The organism is Streptomyces sp. NPDC087440 (genome assembly GCF_044744005.1).
In the GTDB taxonomy this organism is placed as follows: domain Bacteria; phylum Actinomycetota; class Actinomycetes; order Streptomycetales; family Streptomycetaceae; genus Streptomyces.
The window spans coordinates 137,385-155,738 of sequence record NZ_JBIUXN010000020.1; the positions used below are offsets into that span (position 1 = coordinate 137,385).

Here is an 18,354-nt window from a genome sequence, read left to right on the forward strand (position 1 = left end):
CCGGGCTGCGAAGACCGCCTCCATGCCGGAGAAGAAGCCTGCTCCCGTCGAGGCTGAGCCCACGGAGGCTCCGGACACGCCCGTCCCGGCCGACCGGGCTGCGAAGGCTGCCGCCGCCTCCGTGCCGGGGAAGAAGCCCGTTCCCGTCGAGGGCGAGCCCGCGGAGGCCCCGGACGCGCCCGGTACGGCTGACGTGGACGCGAAGGCGGCTTCCGCGTCCGTACCGGCGAAGAAGAAGGCTGCGCTCGGCGCCGACGCGGACGATGCCGCCGGGGCGGAGTCTGCTGAGGATCCGGATGCGTCCGGCACGGCTGACGCGGATGTGAAGGCCGACCCCGCGTCCGTATCGGCGAAGACGTCCGCGACCGCCGACGCGGCCAAGGCCGAGGGCGAGGGCGAATCTGCGGGGGCCCCGGACACGGGCGATGCCGCCGCGTCCGGGGCGGCGAAGAAGTCCGTGCCCGGTGCCGGGGCCGGCAAGGGTGCGGGTGAGGAGGACGGTGAGTCCTCCGGGGGTGTCGATCAGGCGACGGCCGTCTTCACGACCATGCGGCGGCCCGCCACGTCCGAGGTCGACCAGCCCACCGCCATGCTCAAGCTGCCCTCCGACCAGCAGCTCAAGCCCACCGGCGCGGGCGCGGCGAAGTCCTCGCCGCTGCCCAGGCCGGAGTCCGACGCCGAGCGGACCAGCAAGTTCGTACCGCTGAAGCCCGACGACGTACGCACGCCCCGGCCGCCGCGCAAGCCCGGCGAGACCGCCGCGCAGCCCGGTGCCGCGCAGCCGCGGCCGGTTCCGCCGCCGCCCGGCCCGGGGCTGCCGGAGACCGAGCGGACGCGGCAGCAGCCGTTGCCGCCGAAGCCTCCGCTGGACCTGCTGGCCGAGCTGACCAACAAGCCCGCGCCGCCGGAGACCCCGGTGCGCACGACCGTGCGCCGGTTCAAGATCTGGACGCCGCTGGTCCTGTTGCTGCTGCTGATCTTCGCGGTGGTCCAGTTCGTACGGCCGCTGCCGGACCCGAAGCTGACGCTGAGCGCCAAGCCGACGTACACCTTCGGCGGCGGCACGACCGAGATGCCGTGGTCCGGCGAGGGCCAGTCGGCGATCGAGATCGAGGGCGTCGGCAGCATGGGCACCGAGGGCCCGCAGAAGCCCGCGCCGATCGCGAGCATGGCCAAGGCCATGACGGCGTACGTGATCCTCAAGGACCACCCGCTCAAGGGCAAGGAGACCGGCCCGAAGATCAAGGTGGACCGGCAGGGCGAGGAGGACGCGGGCAAGGGCGACGAGTCCACGGCGCAGATCAAGGAGGGTCAGGAGTACACGCAGCGGCAGATGCTGATGATGCTCATGATCCCGTCGGGCAACAACGTGGCCCGGCTGCTGGGGCGTTGGGACGCGGGCTCCGAGGACAAGTTCCTGGAGAAGATGAACGCCGCGGCCAAGGACCTCGGCATGACCAACTCCACGTACACCGACTCCAGCGGCTTCGACAAGGGCACGGTCAGCACCCCGCTCGACCAGATCAAGCTGGGCCGGGCCCTCATGAAGAACGACGTGTTCCGCGAGATCGTGGACATGCCGCAGGTGGACATCCCCGGTCTGCCCGGCAGGATCTACAACAACAACAACATCCTGCTGAAGCCGGGCGTGAACGGCATCAAGACCGGCTCCACGACCCCGGCGGGCGGCAACCTGCTGTTCACCGCGAGCACGGTCGTCGACGGTGAGACGCACCGGATCATCGGCGCGGTGATGAACCAGCAGACCGGCGACCAGCTCGGCAAGAAGCTCCAGCGGGCCATCGACCAGAGCCTGAAGCTGATCCAGAAGGCGCAGGACGCGGCCACGTCGGCGCAGGTGGTCAAGAAGGGCGATGTCGTCGGGTACGTGGACGACGGGCTCGGCGGGCAGACGCCGGTGGTGGCGACGAAGGACCTCAAGGCGATCGGCTGGCCCGGCCTGAAGGTCGAACTGGGGCTGGGGGCGCAGGCGGGCAAGCCGGTCCCGCATGCGGGCAAGGCGGGCGACGTGGTCGGCGAGATCACCGTCGGCACGGGCCCGGGCAAGCAGAGCGCGCCGGTCGCCCTCCAGTCCGACCTGGCCGAACCGGGCTTCGGCGCGAAGCTGAAGCGGGTGGGCTGAGAGGGTCCCGTGCGGGGGTGGGGCGTCCCGGTCCCGTGCGGGGGTGGGGGCGTTCCGGTCCCGTGCGGGGGTGAGAGGCGTCCCGGTCCCGTGCGGGGCCCTGCACCCCGTCACAGCGACCCGGTGCCCTCCCTCGGGCACCGGGCCCCCTCCCCGTACGGTCCGCCCATCGGCTCCGGGCCGCTCGGGGCGGGGGAGACCCGGTACGCGGCCCCGCTCCCCGCCTCCCGTCCCGCCGCGTCCCGTACCGACACCTCGTCCAGCATCAGCCACCCCCGCCCGTCCACCGCCACGGTGACGTACCTGCCCCGCGCCCCCGGTGGCAGCCGGAAGCGGAGAGCGCCGCCCAGGGCCGGACCCGTACCGCCGGTGATCTCCGGCGAAGCCGCCCGTACCGCCGTGACGGGGCACGGCAGCGCCCCCGCCCCCGCATGGCCCTCCACCGGGCAGTCCGAGACGAGGGCCACCGGCTGGTCGGGCCAGTTGACGCCCGCCGAGCCGCCCCCGTGCGTGCGGAGGACCACCTCCGACAGCTCCCGCGACCGGCCCAGGTCGACCGTGGCGCGGGCCTCGCCCTGCCAGCCCGACCAGCCCACCGAGCGCGCCGGTTCCCAGGCCCCCGCCGCCCATGCCCCGTCCGTGAGGCGGCCCCCGTCCGGGTACAGCGGCGGTGAGGTGGCGGGCGGCAGCACCGGCGGCCACTGCCACTGGGTGTCGCCCGTCATGCGCAGGGGAGCGGCGGGGGCGCGGTCGAAGCGGACCTCCAGGCCGTCCTGGCCGGGCCGCTCCGTCAGGGGCACCGTGACCGACGGGGCCTCCCGGTCGATGTGCTCCGGCGGGCGCACCGCCGCCCAGCCCGCGTCCCGCCAGCCGCCCGACGCCGCGTGCGTGCGGACCCGTACGACGGAGACCGCACTGCCGGGCTCCAGGTCCACCCGCAGCGCCCGCAGCCCGTCCCGGGCCGGGAAGGCGGCGCGCGCCGTCGTGGCGTCGGGGGACCAGGTCCAGTGCGGGTGCAGGTCGTCGTCGGGCACGGGGCGGCCCGCGAGATGGGCGGCCAGGGCCGGGCGGGCCGGGGAGGCCGGGGCCCACGGCACCGTGTCGCCCCAGCCGGGGAACCACACCGTCGCCGCCCGCCGGTAGCCCTGGACCGTCCCCTCCGCGAGGTACTGCCGCAGCAGCCGCCCGCCGTCCGCGTCCGCGGCGCCCCGGCGTGCCTCGATCTCCACGCCGAGCCCGAGCCGCTGCGCCCGCCGCGCCGTCGAACGCAGCCGGGACGCGCTGGTCGCGCCCCCGTCCAGGGGTGAGGTGAAGGCGTAGGAGGGCTGGAGGACCACCGCGTCGAAGCCGAGCCCCCGGCTCTCCTCCACGCCGGGGGCGTCGGCGTACGGAATCCACAGGCTGCGCAGGCCGTGCGCGCGGACGGCGGCGGTGGCCCGCGGCAGCCAGGCCGGGTCGCCGCCGGTGGCGTCCTCACGCATGAAGTACAGGCCCCAGAGGCGGAGTTGACGGAACCCGGCCGCCGCGAACCGGGCGCGGACCTCGCGTGCGTACCAGTCCACCGCTGCCGTACGGTCCTGTGCCCGCCGGAAGTCGAGCGACCGGCCGCCCTCCTCGGCCGGGCCGAACGCGTGCTGCTCGGGGGACGGCCACGGCACGGCGACGGCGACCTGCGCGGGGCCCTTTCCGGCGCGGGCGACGGCGGCGTCGAGGCGTCCCAGGTCACCGCCCGCGAACCAGGCGTCCAGCAGGCCCCGCCAGTCCTCGGCCGTCGTCGCCCCGTAGTCGGTGCACCGGCCGGTCGCCGGGGCGACGAAGCGCAGCGCGACGTATGCGTCGAAGCCGACGGAGGCCAGGGAGTCCAGGTGCGCGGGGCGGCGACGGCCCTCGTGGTAGACGAGCGCCGCGTGGTGGAAACCGGCCTGGGCGGGGGTCAGATAGCCGCGCGCGGGCGGGGCTTCGGGGGTCGGAACCCCGGCTGCGGGTGCCGGAACACCGGCTGCGGGTGCCGGAACACCGGTCGAGGGCGTCCGGGCCCCGGTGCCCGCCCCCGCCAGGGCCGCCACCAGCAAAGTCGTCGCGCCGAGGAAGGTTGCCTTCTTGATCACGCGGGTAGATTCCCACCCGCACCGTGCCAGGACCGGCCGACACCGCCGCGTATCCGAAGCACTGTGCAACAGGCACGAATACTCGCCGTGCCGAAATGCTCGCGGCATGCTACGGTTATTAGCAGTTGCAGTTGTGGTTCCCGAAAAGACTTACAAGTGCTCTCCTCGGAATCGTCACATTCGTTTCCGGTGGGCGCACTTTTCTTTTGTATTTCCGGTGCTTTTCTCCCGGACGGGGTCATCATCGCGCGACGTGGAACATGCACAGTGTGTGTTCCCCGGGTTTCACCCCGAAGGAGAATTGACATGGCTACTGGCACCGTGAAGTGGTTCAACTCGGAAAAGGGCTTCGGCTTCATTGAGCAGGACGGCGGCGGCGCCGACGTCTTCGCCCACTACTCGAACATCGCCACCTCCGGCTTCCGTGAGCTCCAGGAAGGCCAGAAGGTGAACTTCGACGTCACGCAGGGCCAGAAGGGCCCGCAGGCGGAGAACATCGTCCCCGCCTAATTGATCATCGGCTCCGTGCCTGATCAGCGGTGACAAGCGCGGCTGGGACTCGCACCTCGGTGCGGGTCCCAGCCCGTTTTTGCGCCGGGTCCCGGAACACACCGGGCCACCCGGGAATGAAACCGGTCCAGTCGTTGTTCAAACGTACTGGACCGAATTTTTGCTTTTCATTGACATTCGGCTCGTTCTTGAAATGCGGCCCGCCTCTTCGCGGTGCGCCGGGATTTCCTCGATACGTGCCGGTATCGAGAGGACTCCCTTGTGAGTACGAACTACGCCCGCTTCGGCGGAAACCGGGACACCAGCGCCGGCAAGAAATCCGGCGGCGGTTCCGGCAACGGAAGCCGCAGCGGAAACCGTACGGGCGGCAGCACGACCCGTACGAACAACAGCACCCGCACCGGCGGCAACGGCAACGGCGGCCGCTCCCGCCGCCCCGTCCCCCTGAAGGGCGAATTCGCCCTCCCGGTGACGGTCACCCCGGCGCTCCCCCCGGTCACCGCCTTCACCGAGCTGGACCTCCCGGCGCCCGTCCAGGCCGCCCTGGTCGCCGAGAACGTCACCACCCCGTTCCCGATCCAGGCCGCCACGCTCCCCAACTCCCTCGCGGGACGCGACGTGCTGGGCCGGGGCCGCACCGGCTCCGGCAAGACCCTCGCCTTCGGCCTGGCCCTGCTCGCCCGTACGGCGTCGTACGGCCGCCGGGCCCAGCCCAAGCTGCCGCTGGCGCTGGTCCTCGTACCGACGCGCGAGCTGGCCCAGCAGGTCACGGACGCGCTCGACCCGTACGCGAAGGCGCTGCGGCTGAGCATCGCCACCGTCGTCGGCGGCATGTCGATCGGCCGCCAGTCCTCCGCCCTGCGCCGCGGCGCGGACGTCGTCGTCGCCACCCCGGGACGGCTGAAGGACCTCATCGAGCGGCGCGACTGCCGCCTCGACCAGGTCAGGATCACGGTCCTCGACGAGGCCGACCAGATGGGCGACATGGGCTTCATGCCCGACGTCACCGAGCTGCTCCAGCAGGTGCGCGAGGACGGGCAGACGATGCTCTTCTCCGCCACCCTCGACCGCAATGTCGACAAGCTGGTGCGGACCTTCCTCTCCGACCCGGTCGTGCACTCCGTCGACCCGTCCGCGGGCGCGGTCACCACGATGGAGCACCACGTCCTGGAGGTGCACGGGGCGGACAAGCACGCCACGACGATCGAGATCGCGGCCCGCGACGGGCGCGTGCTGATGTTCCTGGACACCAAGCACGCGGTCGACCGCCTCACCACCGACCTCCTGGCCAGCGGCGTCCGCGCGGCCGCCCTGCACGGCGGCAAGTCCCAGCCGCTGCGCACCCGCACGCTGGAGCGCTTCAAGAACGGTGAGATCACTGTTCTTGTCGCCACGAACGTGGCCGCGCGGGGCATTCACATCGACAATCTCGACCTCGTCGTCAACGTCGATCCGCCGACCGACCCCAAGGACTACCTGCACCGTGGCGGCCGCACCGCCCGCGCGGGCGAGTCCGGCCGCGTGGTCACCCTGGTCACCCCCGGCCAGCGCCGCGACTTCACCCGGCTGATGCGCGAGGCGGGCATCCGCCCCGAGACCGCCCAGGTCCGCTCCGGCGACGCCGAACTGACCCGCATCACCGGCGCCCAGGCCCCCTCCGGCGTCCCGGTCCGCGCCCCGAAGACCCCCACCGCCCCCGACACCCGCACCCGCGCCCCGCGCGCCCGCCGCTCCCCGGCGCCCTCCCGGGGCCGCCGCGAGAGCGCGGAAATGGCAGCGGCCCGGAAGGCGGCGGCGGTGCGCCGGGCCTCCTGAGCCGGGTTCGCCGCAAGGATTTCCGCAGGGAATTCCGTACGGACACGGACCGGCCCGGCCGCCCCCGCGAGGGGACGGCCGGGCCGGTCCGTGTCACACTCCCGCGTGCTCCCGGGGCCGCTCCTGCGCGGCAGCCGGAGCCGGGGCGGCGGAACGCGTGTCCGCCGAGGCTGCCGGGGCCTTGCGCAGGCCCGGCCACCAGGCGCCCCGGCCGAGCAGCGCCGTCAGCGTCGGGACCAGCAGGATCGCCATGACGAACGCGGTCAGCAGGATGCCGAACGCCACCGCGAAGCCCATCTGCTGGAGCATCGAGTTCGGCGCGAGCACCAGCACGCCGAAGGTGCCCGCGAGGATCACCGCCGCAGCGCCGATCGTCGGCGCGGACCGGGCCACGGCCCGCACCACCGCGTCCCGGGGGGAGCCGCCCGCGCGGATCTCCTCGCGCAGCCGGGCCACCATCAGGATGTTGTAGTCGGTGCCGATCGCCACCACGAAGAGATAGACGATCACCGGCAGCGTGAACAGCAGACCGTTCTCGCCCTTGACGTCCTGGAAGAGCCAGACCGTCGCGCCGAGCGTCGCCCCGAAGCCCAGGCCCACCGCCAGCATCAGGTACAGCGGGGCCACCGCGCTGCGCAGCAGCAGACCCAGGATCAGCATGATGGCCGCGCCCGCCACCGGGAAGACCAGCCGGTAGTCGTGGGTGACGGCGGTGCGGACGTCCGCCAGCAGGGCGGTCGTGCCGCCGACCAGGACGGTCGTGCCCGCCGGGGCCGCCCGGTGCGCCAGGGTGCGCAGCGGTCCGTCGACCAGGTCGATCGCCCGCTCCTCGGAGGGGCCGAAGGCGAGGACCAGGCTGTACTGGGCGACCGTGCGGTCCGCGGACAGCGCGGCCTTCGGGGACATGGTGCCGACGCCCTTCGCGCCGTCGAACCGGGCGCGGAAGGCGGCGAGTTCCCGCTCGTCGAGCGGGCTGTTGTCGGTGGAGCGCACATACACCGTCGTGGGGTCGGTCTGACCGGCCGAGAAGCCCTTCTGGAGGTCCTTCGCCGCGGTCACCGACTCCAGGTTCTGCGGCATCGAGGCCGCCCCGTCGAACTCGGCCCGGAAGCCGAACGTGCCCACCGCCAGCACCGCGAGCAGCCCCGCCGACACCGCCGCCACCAGGGCGGGGCGCTTCGCGGCGAGCCGGCCCGTGGCGTGGGCGAGCCGGTTCTTCGCCGGACGCTGCCAGGACTTCGACGGCCAGAACGCCTTGGTGCCCAGCATCGAGAAGACCGCCGGGACCAGGGTGAGTCCGGCCGCCAGCGTCACCGCGACCGCGATCGCCAGTGCCGGGCCCATCGCCCGCAGCATCCCCATGCTGGACAGCAGCAGCGCCAGGAACGCCACGATCACCGCGCCCGCCGCCGACGCGATGGTCTCGCCGACCACCGAAACCGCCTTCAGCATGGCGTCCTTGGGGGCGGTGCCCTCGCGGAGCTGCTCGCGGAAGCGGAAGAGCAGGAAGAGGATGTAGTCGGTGCCGACGCCGAACAGGACGACGATCAGGATCGCCGAGATCGACGCGTCGGTCTGGAGCCCGCCCAGGTCGGCGGCGAACGAGATCAGGCCGGTGGCCACCACGTACGCGACCGCGATGAGGAAGACCGGCAGCACCGCGATGAGCGGGCTGCGGAAGATGACCAGCAGCAGCACCACGATCAGCACCAGCGTCGCCAGCATGATCATGGCGTCGGTGTCGCCCGCGGACTCCATCGAGTCCAGCGAGATCGCGGCGTTGCCGGTGAGGCCCATCGTCAGGCCGGTGCCGTTCAGCAGCGGCTTGGCGTCGGCGCGCAGGTCGCGCATCGACTCGATCAGCTTCAGGTCCGCCGGGTCCTTGACGGTGGCGACGACCTGCGCGAGAGCGACCTTCCCGTTGGGGGAGAGGGCCTGCGGGCCGGTCTGGACCGCCTTCACCCGCTCCAGCCCCCGGGCGGTGAGCCCGGCGGCGGTCTTCGCCACGGCGGCCAGGTCGGCGGCGGTCAGCTTCCCGCCGTCCGCGCGCTGGAACACCGCGATCGCCGCGGGCTGTCCGTGCTGCGGGAAGGCCTTCTTCTCCAGGGCGGCGACCTGTACGGACTCGTAGTGGGAGGGCAGGAATTCGGCCTGGTCGCTGGTCGCCTTCAACTGGGGTGCCAGCACGGCCAGCGCCACCGCGGCCAGCAGCCAGGCCACGACGGTCGTCCAGGGGCGGCGGACGGCGAACCGTCCGATCCGTCCGAACATGGGGGGGCTCCTTCGTTCGTCTCACGTTCCCGCACATCCGCAAGCGCCGGTGTGGGGTGGGGGGATCGCGCCGGACCACCGGCGGACGGCCGAAGGTAGAAGCCGCTCCTATCAAGGAACTTGCAGCGTCTGGTAAATGTTGTGACCACAGTGGTGACATCTTGATCAGGTACGGTGACGAGTCGGTCGGACTCGGTGAAAAGGGGCCAGGTCGGACAACGGAGGCGGCAACGGGGGACGTTGCAGCCAGGGGGAAATGGGGGCGTCGGTGCTGCAAGTGGTCTTCCGGGTCCTGGGGCCGTTGGAGATCGAGGCGGACGGCATCCCGCTGCCGTTGCAGGGGGCCAGGCAGCGCAGTCTGATGTCGATGCTGCTGCTCTCCCCGGGCCGGGTGGTCTCCGTCGACGCGCTCGCCGACGCGGTGTGGCACGGCAGCCCGCCGGTCACCGCGCGCAATCAGATAGCCATCTGCGTCTCCGCCCTGCGCAAGACCTTCAAGCGGGCGGCCGGTCTCGACGACGTACTCGTCACGAGTCATCCCGGGTACGTTCTCCAGATCGGCGAGCACCGCATCGACGCGGCGGAGTTCGAGCACAGTGCCGCGCTCGGCCGGGCGGCCGCCCGGGGCGACCGGCCCCAGGAGGCGTGTGCGCACTTCGAGGAGGCCCTCGCGATGTGGCGCGGCCCGGCCCTGGAGGGCATCGGCGCGGAGCGCGTCGAGGCCGAGGCGGCCCGGCTGGAGGCCCTGCGGCTGGATGTGTACGAGGAGTACACCGGCCTGCGCATCAAGCTCGGCAACCACCGCGACCTGCTCGGCGAGCTGACCTCCTTCACCAACGAACACCCCTTGCGGGAGCAGGCGTTGGCGCATCTGATGCTCGCTCAGTACCGGGCCGGGCGGCGCGCGGACGCCCTGGAGACGTACCGCACGGGACGCCGTCGCCTCGCCGACGAACTGGGCATCGACCCCGGCCCCGCCCTCCAGGAGCTGCACGAGTCGATCCTCGCCGACGCACCGGAACTGGGCGCGCCGACGCCCTCCGCCACCGTCACCGTCGCCCCCCGGGCCACCGTCCCCGCCCAACTGCCCTCCGACGTCGCCTCCTTCACCGGACGCACCGCCGAACTCGCCTCGCTGGACCGCCTGTTGGACCGCCTGGGCGGCGGCGCGCTCCCGGTGGGGTCCGTCGCCGGGACCGGCGGGGTCGGCAAGACCGCGCTCGCCGTGCACTGGGCGCACCAGGTCGCCGCCCGGTTCCCCGACGGCCAGCTCTTCGCCGACCTGCGCGGCTACGACGGCGAGGAGGCGCCGCGCCGCCCCGAAGCCGTCCTGGACGGCTTCCTGCGCGCGCTCGGGGTACCCGCCCCGCAGATCCCCGCCGACCGGCACGAGCGGGCCGACCTGTTCCGCAGCGTGCTGGACGGCCGACGGGTCCTCATCGTGCTGGACAACGCCCGCTCCTTCGCCCAGATCCGCCCGCTGCTGCCGGGCACCGGGCAGAGCTGCGTACTGGTCACCGGCCGCGACGCCATGGAGGCGGGGCTCGCGGGCGACTACTCCTTCCAGTCGCTGAACCTCGGCGCCCTCGACGAGAGCGAGGCGACCGCGCTGCTCGCCCGGGTCGCCGGGGACGACCGGGTCACCGCCGACCCGGTCGGCGCGGCCCGCCTCGGCGCGCTGTGCGACCGGCTGCCGCTTGCCCTGCGGATCGCCGCCGCCCGGCTCGCCGCCAAACCGCACTGGTCGGTACGGACATTGGTGACGCGGCTGGAGGACCAGCGCCGAAGACTCGACGAGCTGAGCCCCGACGAGCGCGGTGTCCGCGCCGGACTGCGGCTCAGCTACCGGGACCTGGCGCCCGACGCGGCCCGGATGTTCCGCAGGCTCGGGCTGCTGTCCGTACCCGACTTCGCGGCCTGGGCGGGCGCGGCGCTGCTGGACATCGACCCCGTCGACGCCGAGGACCTCATCGAGGAACTGGTCGACGCCCAGCTCCTGGAGCCCCGCCGGGCGGGCGCCGACGGGCAGGTCCGCTACCGCCTCCAGGAACTGGTGCGGCTGTTCGCCCGCGAATGCGCGTACGAGCAGGAGAGCGAGGACGAGCGGCGGGACGCGGTCCGGCGCGCCTGCGGGGCGTGGCTGGGCCTCGCCCAGGAGTCCCACCGCCGGGTCTACGGCGGCGACTTCACCGTCGTACGGTCGAAGGCCTCGCCGCATCCGCTGCCCGCGCACCTGGTGGAGGCCCTGCTGGCCGCCCCCATGGAGTGGTTCGACTCCGAGCGGGCGGCGATCACCGGGCTGGTCGAGCAGGTCGCGCAGAGCGCCCGCAGCGACCCGGAGGGCGAGGACGGCGGTGCGTCGTACGCGTCGTACGCCTGGGCGCTGACGACGGCGAGTGTCACCCTCTTCCAGAGCCGCGACTTCCTGGAGGACTGGCGGCGGTGCGCCGAACTGTCGCTGGCCGCGGTCCGGCGGGCGGGCGACCCGCTGGGCGAGGCGGCGATGCTGCACTCCCTGGCCACCCTGGACATCGTCCGCTGGGACTACGACCGGGCGCACGAGCGGCTGGTGCCCGCGCTGCGGCTCTTCGAGGAGCGCGGCGAGCAGCAGGGGCGGGCCCTGGTGCTGCGCAACATGGCGCTGTGCGCCCGCCACTGGGGCGAGCTGGACCTGGCGGCGGACCGGGGCCGGGAGTCCCTGGTGACGTTCCGGGAGGTCGGCGACCGGTACGGGGAGGCGTACGTCCTGGGGCTGCTCGCACAGATCGAGCTGGAGCGCGGGGACGCGGCCACCAGCCTGGAACTGGCCGCCGAGGCCATCGCCCGCTGCCGGGCCCTGGGCACGGGGCGCGGCGAGGCGCAGAGCTCGGTGCGGTTCGCCGAGGCCCTGACCGGGCTGGGCGAGGGGAGCCGGGCGGAGGAGGCGTGCCGCCGGGCGCTGGAGCTCGTGCGGGGGACCCGCGACCGCCGGGGCCAGGCGCACGCGCTGCGGGCGCTCGGCGAGGCCCTGTGGCAGCAGGGGAGGGCGGCCGAGGCGGAGGCGGCCCTGCGCGAGGGCATCGAGGTGGCCCGGGAGGTGCCGGACCGGTTCCTGGAGGGGCGGGCGGCGGCCGTGCTGGGCTGCCTGGTGGCGCTGCGCGGCGACCGCGAGGCGGGGGTGCGGGGGATACGGGACGCGGCGCGGCTCTTCACGGAGGTGGGCGCGGGGCGCCGTTGGCGGGAGCGCGCGGAGCGGCTGCTGGGGGCGGTGGGGACGGACCCGCTGCCGGGCGAGGAACTGTTCGCCCTGGTCAAGCCGTAACGGGAGCGGGTACGGGCCCGCCCCGCACTCGCTCGTCAAGCCGTAGCAGGAGCGGGTACGGGCCCGCCCCGCACCCGGAACACGGGGCGGGGCGGTGTCGTGCGGGGCCGGAGTCGGATCAGGCGGGCTTCGGGGCGGTCCACGGGTCGTCCAGGACGGTCGTCGGCTTCGGCGCGGTCCACGGGTCGTCCTTGAGCGAGGGCTTGGGCGCGGTCCACGGGTCGTCCTGCGTGGTGGGCTTGGGGGCCGTCCACGGGTCGTCCTTCAGCGAGGCCGGCGAAGCCTTCAGCGAGGCCTTCGGGGTCGTCCACGGGTCGTCCTGGGCGGTCGGCTTCGGGGCGGTCCACGGGTCGTCCTGGGGGGTCGGCTTCGGGGCCGGGGCCGGGCGGGTCCAGGGGTCGTCCTGCGCGGCGGCCCGGACGTTCCACGGGCCGTTGTCGGAGGGGGAGGCGGTGAGGCCGCCGAGCGCACCGGTCGCCGTCAGGAGCAGGGCCGCCCCCGCCAGCAGCCCGCCGAACGGAGCAAGAACCTTCGACGTGAGAGCAGTGCGCTTCATGGTGTCCCCCTGAGTGTGCGGCCGGGTGCGGCCGGCTTCTGTCCGGTGCGAGGTTCCTCGCCTTCGGCGCGGCTCCTCGGTACGGACAGAACATTAGGGAGAACCGGTTTCCGGGCTCTTTCGAAATCGTTTTGCCGCTCCGGCCGGGCGAAGGGACGGGCGAAAGACCCGCCGAAAGACCAGCCCGACAGAGGTCCGGCAGAGATCCGGCAGAGATTTTTTGTAGACCCCGGGGATCGCATCGGGGCATGGAAAGCCGCATCAGAAACGTCGTCGTCGTGGGCGACACCACGGCCGGCTGGCTCAGCGCCGTCTACCTGGCCACCGTCCTGGAGGCGACGGTGCAGGTCACGGTCCTCGAAGCGGGGCAGCCCGGGACGTACGCGCGGGACGTCGCCGCGACCGGTGGTGTGCAGGCGCTGCCCCCGCAGACCCAGGACGAGTTCTTCGACCGGATCGGAATTCAGGAGTCCGATTGGATGCGGTCCTGCGACGCCTCCTTCCGGGTCGCCGCCCGTTATGCGAATTGGCGCACCGGGGGCCCCGCGCAGTGGGCCGACCGGGAACGGGCGAACGGCAGCCCCGACAGCTTCTACGACCCCGTCGGGGGAAGCGGGGCCCCGATATCGGAATTCCCACTTCCGTATTTCTGGTCGGGGCGGCGGAGCGCCGGAGAGACCCTGGAACCCCTCGACCGCGCCTGTTTCCGCGAGCCGCCGCTGCTGGACGCCCGCAAGGCGCCGCGCTGGCTGGACGGGCGGGCGGCGCTGCGCTACGGCTGGCACGTCGACGGCGCGCTGTTCACCGCGTATCTGCGCCGCCTGGGCACCGAGCGGGCGGGCGTGCGCACGGCACGCGGCACGCTGCGCGGGGTGGAGCGCGATGCCCAGGGGTACGTCGTCGCCGTCGTCACGACCGACGGCCTGCGGGTGGCGGGCGACTTCTTCCTCGACTGCACCGGAACCCCGGCCGCCCTGCTCGCCGGGGCGCTCGGCGAACCCCGGGCGGGGGACGGCGACCGGCTGCTGTGCGACGGCGTCGTGACACTCACCGCGCCCGCCGACCCGGCGGGCGTCGCCCCGTACACCTCGCTGGTCGCCGCCCCCGACGGCTGGCTGTGGCGGATGCCGCTGCCGGGCCGCACGGGGATCGGCCGGGTGTACGCGAGTGCCTTCACCCGGCCCGAGGACGCCGCCGCCGAACTCGCCGCGCTCTGCGGCCTCGACCCGGAGGAGGGCGACCTGCGCCACCACGCCCTGCCGCAGGGCCGCAGCGCCCGCGCCTGGGTCAAGAACGTCCTGGCGGTGGGGAACGCGGCGCACGTCGTGGAGCCGCTGGACAGCACCGCGCACGTCAGCGACGTACTGGAAGCGTTGCGCCTGTTCGTGACGCACTTCCCGTCCCCGGCCGCCCGTGAGCTCCCGGCCGCCCGCTACAACCGGGCGGCCGAACTCCGGCACGAGGCCGACCGGGACTTCGTCCAGCTGCACCACGCCGCCGCACCCCGCAGGGACACGCCCTGGTGGCGGGCCCAGTCGGCGCTGCCGGTGTCGGCCGCGGTGCAGGACCGGATGGCGGCGCACCGGGGGGCCTTCCCGCTGCCCGGCGCGCACGAGGTGCGGCAGTACGCCCTGCTGACGGCCTTCGACACGGCCCTCCCGGTGGCGCCGCCCGCGCTGGCCCACCTGCCCGGGCAGCGCCGCGAGGCGGACACGCAGTTCGAGCGGGTCGCCCGGCAGCAGCGCATCCTGGGCGAGACGCTGCCCACGGCCAGCGACTACCTGGCGCGCCTGCACGGCAAGTGAGCGCGCAGCCAAGCGAGGTGACGGTACGTCAGGCCGCGCGGGACACCAGCGACATGAACACCGTCGCCACGGGCTCGTCCGCCGCGTCCCGCGCCTCGGCCCGCAGGTCGAGCACGTCGTTGCCCGCGAGGGCCTTCACCGCGTCGATGTGCACCACCAGCCGCAGCACGTCCCCCGCGTACACGGGCCGGGTGAAGACGAAGCGCTGGTCGCGGTGGACCACCCGCGCGTAGTCCAGGCCCAGTTCGGCGTCGTGCACCACCGGGTCGGTGGCGTGCTGCATCAGGACGGCCAGGAAGGTCGGCGGGGCCAGCACGTCCCGGTGGCCCAGCGCGCGGGCCGCCCCGGGGTCGTGGTGCGCGGGGTGGTCCGCGCCCACGGCCGCCGCGAACTCGCGGATCTTCTCGCGGGCCACCTCGTACGGAGCGGTGGGCGGATAGACGCGTCCGGCGAAGGCGGGGTCCAGCGGCATGACGACTCCAAGGCGTGCGGAGGGGCGCGAAGTTGGCGGCGCAGAAGCAGCAGTGATCAAGCCTAGGGCCCGGGTCCGGAGCCTTATAGATCGCCCATAGCGGGGCAGCGCACGCTCGAAACTCCCAAAGCATCGCCGTTTCACGAAGGGAGAGCCGTGTCCGCAGGGCTCAAAGGCATTCTCTCAGCGGTGGGCAGAACACCGCTCATCGAACTGGAGCGGCTGGTTCCCGGCTTCTCCTCCCGTGTGTACGCCAAGGCAGAGAGATTCAATCCGGGCGGCAGCATCAAGGACCGGTCCGCGCTGAGCATGCTGCTCGGCCCGATCAGGTCCGGACGGCTGGTGCCCGGCCGCTCCACGGTGGTCGAGTCGAGTTCCGGCAACCTGGCCATCGGACTGGCGCAACTGTGCCGGTACTTCGGCCTCAGGTTCATCTGCGTCGTGGACACCCGTACGACCGCGCAGAACATCGCGATCCTCCGGGCGTACGGGGCCGACGTGCGCGTCGTCTCCGACCCCGACCCCGTCACCGGGGAGCTGCTGCCGCAGCGACTGAAGCTGGTCGCCCGGCTGCTGGCCGAGATTCCCGACGCGTACTGCCCCGACCAGTACTCCAATCCGCTCAACCCCCAGGCGCACCTGGCGACCATGGCGGAGATCGACGAGGCACTCGACGGAGACATCGACTACCTCGTGCTGTCCGTGGGCACCTCGGGCACCCTCGGCGGCTGCGCCGAGTACATCCGCGGCCGCGGGCTGAAGACGAAGATCATCGCGGTGGACGCCGTCGGGAGCGCGCTCTTCGACTCCAGCACCACGTGCAGTCGCCTCATCCCCGGCCACGGGGCGTCGGTGCGCCCGACCGTCCTGGACCGGACGGACGCGCACCGGGTCGTCCACGTCGGCGACCTGGAGTGCGTGGTCGGCTGCCGACGGCTGGTGGACCGCGAGGCGGTCCTGGCCGGCGGGTCGTCCGGGGCGGTGGTCTCCGCACTGGAGCTGATCGCGCCGGAGATACCGGCGGGCTCCACCTGCGTCCTGGTGCTCCCGGACGGCGGCGACCGCTATCTGGACACCATCTACGACGACGCCTGGGTCAGGCGTCAGTTCGGCGAGGTCTCCCACCTGTGGAAGCCCCCCGTCGAGACCATCGAAACCATCGAGACCGTCGAGAACATCGCGACCGTCGAGACCATCGCGACCGTCACCACCATCGCAGCAGAAGAGAAAGAGGTCGTTCCGTGCTGATCGTCGGGCACCGTGAGGTGCGCGCCCTGCTGGACGGGCACGAGAAGGAGGTGCTCGAACTCGTCGCGGACGCCTACCGCCTGCACGACGAGGGCCGCACCGCCCTGCCCCATTCGGTCTTCCTCCGCTTCCCCGAGGACGACCGCAACCGGATCATCGGCCTGCCCGCCCACCTGGGCGGCGACGACCCGGTGGCCGGGATGAAGTGGATCGCCAGCTTCCCCGGCAACGTCGCGCGCGGCGTCGAGCGGGCCAGCGCCTCGCTGATCCTCAACTCGATGGCCGACGGACGCCCCGAGGCGTTCCTGGAGGCCTCCGTGATCTCGGCCCGCCGCACCGGGGCCTCGGCCGCGCTCGCCGCGGGCCTGCTCACCGAGGCCGCCGGGGACGGCGTACCGCACGGCATGGGCCTGGTCGGGCTCGGGCCGATCAACCTGGAGGTGCTGCGGTTCACCGCCGCCCGCCTGCCGTCCCTGCGCGAGGCGCTCGTGTACGACCTGGACCGGGCGCGCGCCGAGGAGTTCGCGGCGCAGGCCTCGGCCGTCGTGCCGGACGTCGCGGTACGGGTCGCCGACGACGCGGCGCAGGCCCTGGGGACGTACGCGCTGGTGTCGCTCGCGACGACGGCCGGGACCCCGCACATGGACCTGTCCGACTGCCGCCCGGACGCGACCGTGCTGCACGTCTCGCTGCGCGACCTGAGCGTGGAGGCCGTGCTCGGCGCGCAGAACGTCGTGGACGACACCGACCACGTCTGCCGCGAACGCACCTCCCTGCACCTGGCCGAACAGGCCACCGGGGGACGGGAGTTCGTGGACGCCGAGATCGGTGCGCTGCTGCGCGGCGCGTCCGGCTTCCGGCGCGAGCCGGGCCGCCGGGTGGTGTTCTCGCCGTTCGGCCTGGGCGTGCTCGACCTGGCGCTGGCCCGCTGGGTGCGGGACCGGGCGGACGCGCAGGGCGTCGGCGTACGGGTGGAGGGCTTCCTGCCGTAACCGGCGGGGGTACGTGCGAGGGGGCCCCGGGAGAATCTCCCGGGGCCCCCTCGCACGTACGGCACGAGCCGCGTTCCTCAGTCGAGCACCGCACCGGCCTCAAGGCGCAGCGGACGGTTGCGGCGGTTGTCCAGCGAGGCGTACACCCGGTGCAGCCAGCGGTCGGTGCCGTCGTAGCGCGGCACGAACCGCGAACGGCCGTGCACCGCAAGGCGGTTGTCGACCACCGCGAGGTCGCCCGGCACCAGGGCGGTCGCCGAGGCGACCCGGGCGAACACCTCCCGCAGCTCCGCCATCGCCTCGCGGGCCTCGCCGTCCAGCGGGTGGGTGGCGTGGAAGTCCACCAGGACGTCCGGGTCCTCCCACGCGCCGGGCAGGATCGGGTGCGCGGGCGCAGCCCCCTCGCGGCCCTCGAAGGACGGCGGCGCCTCGGTGAGGAAGCGGGCCTCGGAGAGCACCGTACGGGTCCGCCCGGACAGCAGCGGCAGGGCGCGGCGCACGGACGCGGTGGCCAGCCGTGCCTCGCCCGTGGGGTCCTCCCGCACGCACAGCAGGCCGATGTACTGGGGCCGGTTGTCGTGGAAGGCGTTCTCGATGTGCATCTCCAGCAGTTCCGAACCGGCGTTGGACTGCTGGCTCTCCTGCCCCGGCACCGGCACCACGTTCTGCACGAGCGCGCCGGTCTTCTCGTTGCGGAACGCGATCACCTCGCCGAGCTGGAGCATCGCCGCGGTGATGACCGCCGCCGCCGTGGACGCGGTGCGCTCCACCGAGCCGGCGTACGAGGGCGTCGGCGGCAGCGGGGTGCCGTCCGCGCGGGCGACGGGCAGGTTGCGCACCAGCAGCACGCCGTCCGGGCCCGCGTCGTGGCGGAAGGCGCGCAGTTCGGCGAGGAGGCGCTGCGGCAGCCCCGCCGACGCGTCGCGCACCGCGCGTATCCAGTCGACGTCGTCGGTGGCCGCCGAGCCGGTGACGGCGAGCCGGTCGGCGAGCGCGCCGACCTGGGCGCGCTCGGCGTCGGTGAGGACCACGGCGGCGGGTCGGGTGGTCTCCGGGGCGACGGCGGTCGCCACGGAGGTGTCGGTCACGGTCATGAAGGAGCCTTCGCTGTCGGGCGGTTCGATGTCGCACCC

Annotated in this window: 12 protein-coding genes; 7 read left to right on the forward strand and 5 right to left on the reverse strand. The window is 73.4% G+C overall.

What is annotated here, in order from left to right; all coding sequences use genetic code 11:
- Positions 1–2,143, forward strand: a 2,143-nt coding sequence (locus ACIO3O_RS32235; RefSeq protein ID WP_401752061.1) for a D-alanyl-D-alanine carboxypeptidase, incomplete at its 5' end; no start/stop codon positions are given.
- A gap of 110 nt (positions 2,144–2,253) precedes the next feature.
- Here ACIO3O_RS32235 and ACIO3O_RS32240 read toward each other — a convergent pair.
- Positions 2,254–4,251 (reverse strand): DUF4855 domain-containing protein, encoded by a 1,998-nt coding sequence (locus ACIO3O_RS32240; protein ID WP_401752063.1) that lies wholly within the window; start codon positions 4,249–4,251, stop codon positions 2,254–2,256.
- Positions 4,252–4,557: 306 nt separating this feature from the next.
- Here ACIO3O_RS32240 and ACIO3O_RS32245 point away from each other — a divergent pair, with 306 nt between their 5' ends.
- Together ACIO3O_RS32245 and ACIO3O_RS32250 are read left to right on the forward strand one after the other, a co-directional pair.
- Positions 4,558–4,761 (forward strand): cold-shock protein, encoded by a 204-nt coding sequence (locus ACIO3O_RS32245; protein ID WP_189825182.1) that lies wholly within the window; start codon positions 4,558–4,560, stop codon positions 4,759–4,761.
- A gap of 261 nt (positions 4,762–5,022) precedes the next feature.
- Positions 5,023–6,576 carry a DEAD/DEAH box helicase gene (locus tag ACIO3O_RS32250; protein WP_401752064.1) on the forward strand — a complete coding sequence of 518 codons (1,554 nt, stop codon included), beginning with the start codon at positions 5,023–5,025 and terminating at the stop codon, positions 6,574–6,576.
- 93 nt (positions 6,577–6,669) lie between these two features.
- Here ACIO3O_RS32250 and ACIO3O_RS32255 read toward each other — a convergent pair whose 3' ends face one another.
- Entirely contained in the window at positions 6,670–8,847 is a 2,178-nt protein-coding gene (locus ACIO3O_RS32255) for an MMPL family transporter (protein WP_401752066.1), read from the reverse strand.
- 268 nt (positions 8,848–9,115) lie between these two features.
- Here ACIO3O_RS32255 and ACIO3O_RS32260 point away from each other — a divergent pair, with 268 nt between their 5' ends.
- Positions 9,116–12,148 (forward strand): BTAD domain-containing putative transcriptional regulator, encoded by a 3,033-nt coding sequence (locus ACIO3O_RS32260; RefSeq protein WP_401752068.1) that lies wholly within the window; start codon positions 9,116–9,118, stop codon positions 12,146–12,148.
- A 118-nt stretch (positions 12,149–12,266) separates the two neighbouring features.
- Here ACIO3O_RS32260 and ACIO3O_RS32265 read toward each other — a convergent pair whose 3' ends face one another.
- Positions 12,267–12,704: a hypothetical protein gene (locus tag ACIO3O_RS32265; protein ID WP_401752070.1), complete on the reverse strand. Its 438-nt coding sequence runs from the start codon at positions 12,702–12,704 to the stop codon at positions 12,267–12,269.
- A gap of 248 nt (positions 12,705–12,952) precedes the next feature.
- On the opposite strand from ACIO3O_RS32265, the gene ACIO3O_RS32270 reads away from it, so the two are divergent.
- Entirely contained in the window at positions 12,953–14,509 is a 1,557-nt protein-coding gene (locus ACIO3O_RS32270; RefSeq protein ID WP_401752072.1) for a tryptophan 7-halogenase, read from the forward strand.
- A 28-nt stretch (positions 14,510–14,537) separates the two neighbouring features.
- Here ACIO3O_RS32270 and ACIO3O_RS32275 read toward each other — a convergent pair whose 3' ends face one another.
- On the reverse strand, positions 14,538–14,981 hold the full coding sequence (locus ACIO3O_RS32275; protein ID WP_401752073.1) for a MaoC family dehydratase N-terminal domain-containing protein: 444 nt from the start codon (positions 14,979–14,981) through the stop codon (positions 14,538–14,540).
- A 189-nt stretch (positions 14,982–15,170) separates the two neighbouring features.
- On the opposite strand from ACIO3O_RS32275, the gene sbnA reads away from it, so the two are divergent.
- Complete coding sequence (gene sbnA, locus ACIO3O_RS32280) at positions 15,171–16,229, forward strand: 2,3-diaminopropionate biosynthesis protein SbnA (protein WP_401752075.1); 1,059 nt, start codon at positions 15,171–15,173, stop codon at positions 16,227–16,229.
- Entirely contained in the window at positions 16,223–17,221 is a 999-nt protein-coding gene (sbnB, locus tag ACIO3O_RS32285) for a 2,3-diaminopropionate biosynthesis protein SbnB (RefSeq protein ID WP_401752077.1), read from the forward strand. The genes sbnA and sbnB overlap by 7 nt, the downstream gene beginning before the upstream one ends.
- Before the next feature lie 77 nt (positions 17,222–17,298).
- On the opposite strand, the gene ACIO3O_RS32290 is transcribed toward sbnB, so the two are convergent.
- The gene (locus ACIO3O_RS32290) at positions 17,299–18,315 is read right to left on the reverse strand and encodes a TauD/TfdA family dioxygenase (RefSeq protein ID WP_401752079.1); all 1,017 of its coding nucleotides are present in this window, start codon (positions 18,313–18,315) and stop codon (positions 17,299–17,301) included.
- Positions 18,316–18,354: the final 39 nt, after the last annotated feature.

Coding starts and splice junctions, on each gene's coding strand:
- ACIO3O_RS32270 (WP_401752072.1), top strand. CDS start 12,953: ATGGAAAGCCGCATCAGAAACGTCGTCGTCGTGGGCGACACCACGGCC.
- ACIO3O_RS32255 (WP_401752066.1), bottom strand. CDS start 8,847: ATGTTCGGACGGATCGGACGGTTCGCCGTCCGCCGCCCCTGGACGACC.
- ACIO3O_RS32290 (WP_401752079.1), bottom strand. CDS start 18,315: ATGACCGTGACCGACACCTCCGTGGCGACCGCCGTCGCCCCGGAGACC.
- ACIO3O_RS32265 (WP_401752070.1), bottom strand. CDS start 12,704: ATGAAGCGCACTGCTCTCACGTCGAAGGTTCTTGCTCCGTTCGGCGGG.
- ACIO3O_RS32275 (WP_401752073.1), bottom strand. CDS start 14,981: ATGCCGCTGGACCCCGCCTTCGCCGGACGCGTCTATCCGCCCACCGCT.
- ACIO3O_RS32245 (WP_189825182.1), top strand. CDS start 4,558: ATGGCTACTGGCACCGTGAAGTGGTTCAACTCGGAAAAGGGCTTCGGC.